The organism is Paracraurococcus lichenis, from assembly GCF_030657435.1.
In the GTDB taxonomy this organism is placed as follows: domain Bacteria; phylum Pseudomonadota; class Alphaproteobacteria; order Acetobacterales; family Acetobacteraceae; genus Paracraurococcus; species Paracraurococcus lichenis.
Map to the genome: position 1 here is coordinate 1 of NZ_JAUTWS010000170.1, position 5,975 is coordinate 5,975.

General features: G+C 70.0%; 6 protein-coding genes. 4 read left to right on the top strand and 2 right to left on the bottom strand.

What is annotated here, in order from left to right; translation table 11 throughout:
- Positions 1-723: 723 nt before the first annotated feature.
- Entirely contained in the window at positions 724-1,374 is a 651-nt protein-coding gene (locus Q7A36_RS37875; protein WP_305108970.1) for a Vgb family protein, read from the bottom strand.
- Positions 1,375-1,816: 442 nt separating this feature from the next.
- Between Q7A36_RS37875 and tnpA the strand changes: the two genes are divergently transcribed.
- From tnpA to Q7A36_RS37895, 4 genes are read left to right on the top strand one after another with little or no spacing between them, the layout of a single operon-like run.
- On the top strand, positions 1,817-2,215 hold the full coding sequence (tnpA, locus tag Q7A36_RS37880) for an IS66-like element accessory protein TnpA (RefSeq protein ID WP_305108971.1): 399 nt from the start codon (positions 1,817-1,819) through the stop codon (positions 2,213-2,215).
- Positions 2,212-2,556 (top strand): IS66 family insertion sequence element accessory protein TnpB, encoded by a 345-nt coding sequence (gene tnpB, locus Q7A36_RS37885; RefSeq protein ID WP_305108972.1) that lies wholly within the window; start codon positions 2,212-2,214, stop codon positions 2,554-2,556. The genes tnpA and tnpB overlap by 4 nt, the downstream gene beginning before the upstream one ends.
- Before the next feature lie 58 nt (positions 2,557-2,614).
- Entirely contained in the window at positions 2,615-4,159 is a 1,545-nt protein-coding gene (gene tnpC / locus Q7A36_RS37890) for an IS66 family transposase (protein ID WP_305108973.1), read from the top strand.
- Positions 4,156-4,728: a YecA/YgfB family protein gene (locus tag Q7A36_RS37895; RefSeq protein WP_305108974.1), complete on the top strand. Its 573-nt coding sequence runs from the start codon at positions 4,156-4,158 to the stop codon at positions 4,726-4,728. Before tnpC ends, Q7A36_RS37895 begins: the two co-directional genes overlap by 4 nt.
- 33 nt (positions 4,729-4,761) lie before the next feature.
- On the opposite strand, the gene Q7A36_RS37900 is transcribed toward Q7A36_RS37895, so the two are convergent.
- Positions 4,762-5,757, bottom strand: a complete 996-nt coding sequence (locus Q7A36_RS37900; protein WP_305108975.1) for a helix-turn-helix domain-containing protein — start codon at positions 5,755-5,757, stop codon at positions 4,762-4,764.
- Between the last annotated feature and the right edge of the window lie 218 nt (positions 5,758-5,975).

Genomic DNA, 5,975 nt, shown 5'->3' on the forward strand with positions numbered 1-5,975 from the left:
GTTCTCGCAGTGTACCGGCACGCGAAGGTGGAGGTGACCGAGAGTGGCCTGATGCTGCACCCGTCCCGCCCACCCGTTGCGCCGCGGGCTGTGTCGCAGGTTACGGGATGCCGGATCGGAGCCAGGCCAGCGATGCCGGTTCGTACGGCGGGGTGGGAAGCTCGTGCAGTATAGCGTCCGCCGCTGGACTTTAATGCTGCTGGACGTCGGGCGCGTCGAGGGCGCCACATCCGGTGACGCGACGATGAGGTTCCACTTACGGATGGCTTGGCTGCACGGCCTGCCGCGGCCCGGCTTCCAGGTCAGGCTCCACGCCGAGCTTCGGCGACCGCGCAATGACGGTGCTCGTGTTGTGGTTGGCCCTGCAGCTGGAGGCCGAGGCCGGGCCGGCGCCCTCCCGGGAAAGCGGGCTTTCTCGTGCTCGGTGCTGCCCAACTGCTCGCCACCGCCCCGCTCGTCCTCCCTCCATTGCGCGAGGGCAGGTGGACGGCAGAGCGCACCGGAACGGCCTGTGCTCTCTCCCATCCGGTCTCCATGGGGTAGGCCAGCAAGGGCGATGGAAAAGCGATACGCTCCGGCACCACCGGTCGGAAGCGATCCTCCGCAGACCTGGACGGCTTCGGAACGCGAGGCCGCCACGGCATGGAGGCGCAGCACTCAACTACTCCGGGTTCGCTCCGACCGCTGCCGTGTGATTTCGCTTGAAGTGCGCGGAAAGGTCGCTCAGCGGACCCTACTGACACGCCTGGGCCGACGCACGGCCCTCACCGTCCTGCTGTTCCCGCCGCCGCAGAAAAAGCGGTTGCCGCCGTCGGATTCAAGGCTCGAAACACCGGTACCCGCCGGCATGTCGAGACGCTCCAGCACCTCGCCCGAAGCAGGATCGATCCGGCGGATCTCACTCGCCTCCTCCTGCCAGGTGCCATGCCAAAGCTCGCCATCGACCCAGGTGACGCCGGTGACAAAGCGGTCGGATTCGATGGTGCGAAGCACGGCGCCGGTTTCCGGGTCTATCTGGTAGATCCGGCAGCCGCGGTGCTGGCCGACCCAGAGCGTGCCGTCCGCCCAGGCAAGCCCGGAATCGGCGCCATGGCCGGGCGCCGTGATCGTGCCGAGCACCTCGCCGGTGTGGGGATCGATCCGCCGTATCACCGCCTCACCGATCTGGAAGAGATGCTTGCCGTCGAAGGCCGTTCCTGCATGCGCCGGAACATCGAGCGCGCCAAGGATCCGCCCACTCTCGGGATCGAGGGCGTTCAGCTCATCGCCCGAGGCGAACCAGACCCGCTGCCCGTCGAAGGTGACGCCATGCACCCCCTCCACCTCGGCAAAGGGGCCATATTTGCGAAGGATCTCGGCGGCTGCGCGCTTCATCCGCCCAGTCTAGCCTCGCGCGATTGGGGTCGGGAGCAACAAGCCTGTCGGGAATCCCGGCACGCCCGGTGCCAGCCAACGGCGCGCGCGGCCGCGGCCGACCGGAGTGACCTTGCCAGCCTCCACCAACACCTCAAGCGCGCGCTGGACGGTGCGGGGGCTGACGCCGAGCGCGAGGGCAATCGCGGAGCTCGACCACGCTTCGCCATCGGAGAGCAGGGCAAGCACCCCGGCATGCTCGCCCTCGACGGGCGGCGTGAGCAGGACGGTTCTTGGCGCCCGATGCGGCTCCAGCGTACGCGTCGTGACGACCCCATCTGGCGACACGCCCCGGCCTTGAGGGCGTGATGTCGGTCTCTGGCTGACGGAGGCAGGCATGGAGGCGGACGTAGAGACCACGAGTACGCATAAGAGTGCGCGTATGGGTACTCGCAGCGAGGTAGTGGAGGTGGTGACCCGCGGCGAACGGCGCCGGATGTGGTCGGACGAGCAGAAACAGCTGATCGTGGCGGAGGCTATGCAGCCCGGGGCGCTGGTGACCGAGGTGGCCCGGCGCTGGGGTATCGGCACGGGTCTGATCTACACCTGGCGGAGGCAAATGCAGCGGGGCGAGCTTGGCGCCATGCCAGTACCCGCCTTCGCGGAGGTGACGGTAGCGCCGTCTTCGCCCATGGCCGAGGCGGAACCACTTGCGCCACCGCCGGAGATGTCAGTTTTGGCTGATGATCGCGACGTGGGGCGGATCGAGGTTGCCCTGCCTTGTGGCGCGACGGTTCGGGTTGGACGGGACGTCGACGAGGCCGCATTACGACGCGTGCTGTCGGCGGTGCGTGCGCCATGATCGGGCCACCTCCCGGCACGCGGGTCTACCTGGCCTGCGGCGTGATTGATATGAGGGCTGGGATGGACCGCTTGTCCACGCTGGTACAGCAGTCGCTCGGTGCCAATCCGTTCGATGGCGCGGTCTACCTCTTCCGGGGCCGCAGGGGTCGGTCGCTCAAGGCGCTCTGGCATGACGGCGTCGCGCTCAGCCTGCTGGTGCGGCGGCTCGAGCATGGGCATTTCCCCTGGCCCATGACGTCGACCGGATCCGTCACGTTGTCGCCTGCGCAGGCTTCCCTGCTGTTGGAGGGCCTGGAATGGCGATCGGTGCAGCGGGAGTGGCGACCTACGGCAGCGTGATGCCGTAGCATGCTGCTTTTGCTTGGTCCGACGAGGGCAGGTCGGCGACAATTCCGGCGTGTCCGACGATCATGCCAACAGCAGCGGTGATGCAGCGGAGGAGGTCGCGCAGCTGCGCGCCTCGCTCGCCGCGGCTGAGGCGCGCATCGCGGCGCTGGAGCAGATCATCCACGACCTGCGCCGGGACCGCTTCGGCCAGAGTGCTGAGCGGGTCGATCCCGGGCAGCTAGCCTTGGCTCTCGGCGGGGCACCATCCGCTCCACCGCCGGCGAGCAACGACAATCAGCCGCCACGTGACCACAAGCCGCGCTCCGAGCGGCGTCGCAACCGTGGCCGCCTGCCGGCACACCTCGAGCGGATCGAGCAGGTGCTGGACCTTGCCGATCGTCACTGCCCGTGCTGCCGCGAGGAGATGCGCTGCATCGGCGAGGACCGCGCCGAGCGGCTTGACGTCGTGCCTGCCCAGCTCCGGGTGGTGGTGACTGTCCGGCCTCGCTATGCCTGCCGACGCTGCGAGGACGGGGTACACCAGCAGCCGGCGCCAGCGCGCGTCGTCACCGGTGGCCTGCCTACCGAGGCGCTGCTGGTTCAGGTGCTGGTGGCCAAGTACGGCGACGGCCTTCCGCTTTATCGCCAATGTCAGATCCTGGCTCGGCAGGGCATCCAGCTCGACCGCGCCACGCTGTGCGACTGGGTCGGCCAGGCCTGCTGGTGGCTGCGCCCGTTGCGTGATCTCATCCTCGACCATGTCATCGGACATGCCCGGGTGTTCGCCGACGACACGCCGCTGCCCACCCTGGAGCGTGGCCTTGGCCGAACGCGCGAGGGCCGGCTCTGGTGCTACGCGGCCGATGATCGCGCCTCGCTCGGACATGGCCCGCCAGCCGTGGCTTATGTCTACGCGCGCGACCGCAAGGCGGCCAGACCGGCGGCCCATCTTGCCGGGTTCAGCGGCACCCTACAGGTGGACGGCTATCGCGGTTTCCGCAGGCTCGCCAACCAGCGCCGGGGCGGTGCGGTCACGCTCGCCTTCTGCTGGAGCCACCTGCGCCGGCGCTTCCACAAGATCCACGCCCATAACGGCTCGCCGATTGCCGCCGAGGCCCTGCTGCGCATCGGTGCGTTGTACGGCATCGAGCGCGAGATCCGCGGCCAGGCACCCGAGGCACGACGGGCGGTGCGCCAAGCCCGCAGCGCATCGCTGGTCGAGGCGCTCCGCCCCTGGCTGGAGACACAACTGGACAAGGTCAGCCAGGGCTCGGCGTTGGCCACGGCGATCCGCTATGGTCTGCGGCACTGGGAGGGGCTCTGCCGCTACCTCGAGGACGGCCGGCTGGAGATGGATACGAACACGGTCGAGCGGGAAATCCGGCCGGTGGCCAAGACGCGCCGCGCCGCGCTCTTCGCCGGCAGCGAGGGCGGGGGCGACACCTGGGCGATCGCCACGACCCTGGTCCGCACCGCCATTCTGAACGGCGTCAACCCGCAGGTCTGGCTCACCGACGTGCTGGAGCGCATGGTCCGCAGCGAGGTCAGCAGCAAGGCGCTGCACACCCTGCTGCCCTGGACCTGGCGCGACGCCCAGCCCGCCGCCGCGGCATGAGCCGGCGCCGCAGCCGCATCCCGGCCCTCTCGCTCGACGACCTCGACACCTGGCTCGCGGGCCAGCCCGACATCGCCCGCCGCAACTGGACCGTGACCTCGATCGACGGCTTCTGCGCCGCCCTTCTCACCGGCCCCGAGCGCATCGAGACCGAGGCCTGGCTGCGGGTGATCTTCGGCCCGAACCTTCCAACGACGCCGATGGGCCTGGCCGCTGTCCAGGCCGTGCTCGAGCACCACGAGGCAGTCCGCCGCATGCTGGCGCTCGATGCCGGCCGGCGCTGGCAGCCGCTCTACCTGCGCACCGACGACGGCACCGTCATCGCCCAGCCCTGGGCCGCCGGCTTCATGTTCGCCGTCAAGCGCTGGCCGGCGGCCTGGCGGCCCATGCTCGAGCGCGAGGACCTCGTCGGGCTCATGCTGCCCATCATCACCTGCGACGCCACCGAGACTGTCGAGCGCCTCCTTCAGGGCCAGCCCGAGAAGTTGGCGCATGCCGCACAGGCCTACCACCACATCCCCGAGGCCGTCCGCGCCATCCGCGCCTACTGGCGCCAGCACGCGTCGTAGCCGCCCGCCACACCCGCAGACTTCCCGCCAGCGTCAAGCATCCAATGCCGTGGGGTCGTCACGACGCGTACGCTCCAGCCGGAAGCCGCGCTTTGTCGCATTCACACCGGCCAGCGGCCGAAGCGCTGTGCGGAGACGTCCGATTTCGACGCGCAGCCGTGCACGCTGTGATTCGTCCGCGTCGCGCGCTCGGAATGCGCCCGCCACCAGCGCCTCGCGCGACGCGTCGTCGGGCCATGCCTCGGCGAGAGCGCGGGCTAGCGCGAAGAGCACGGGACGGCCGGCAAGCGGGACCACCACCGTGCCGGCACGCACGAGGTTGCAGCAGGCATCCACCACCAGCACGTCCGAGGCGATCAGCGCTTCGACCTCGGCGAGCCCGAGCAGGCGCTTCTCGTCGCGCGCGACTAAGGTTGCGGCAGGCGCGTCGAGCTCGTGTGACGCGCGTTTCACCTCCGCGGCGCGCGCGGGGATCCCCGCCTTGCGCGCTGCGTGTGCGGCGCGGCGGAGGGCGGCGCGCGCCGCCTCGGTCCGGATGCGTCGCATTGCGAGGCCGGCGGCGACCAGCCAGTAGCCGACGCATGACGGCGGCGGGAGCGCATCGGGTTCGAGCGCATCGGGTTCGAGCGCATCGAGCATTCGCTCGGCTGCGTCGAGGCGGCCAATCAGGAGAAGGCAGCGCGCTTCGAGATAGCCGGCATGCGCCGCATTCGCACGGTCGCCCCCCGCCGCGAGCGTCGCCCGCGCCGCGCCGAGAGCCTGCATTGGCCCGCCCAGATCGCGTGTGACAAGCGCAATCTCAGCCTCGGCGAGGACGCATCTCGCGCGGGCGACAGCTTCGCCCGGGCCGAAGCCGCGTGCCGCCGCGCGCAGCAGTTCCTTCGCGCGCGTCAGATTGCCCAGCTGGGCCATCGCGATGCCGCGCAGCGCCAGCGCGGGCGGATCGTCGCGCAGCGCGACACGCTTCAGCGCCGCGAGCGGATCACCCGCCGCAAGCGCCCGCGCGGCGGCGATGATCAGCGAGTCCATCGGAATCCCGTCACACTTGTCACTCTCACCCGACTACCGCGGCGTCCTACCTCACCAACCGGTGCAGCGCCGCCCGGAATGGCGAGCGTCGATCGGGAGCAGCAAGATGACAACCTCGCCGGCAGCGGATCGAGTACCGGTCGTGTCCCAGTACGTGGTGTAGCAGAGCTGGGGGTAAGTGGCCGGCCTGAGCGACCATCAAGGGTCAGCGCAGGCCC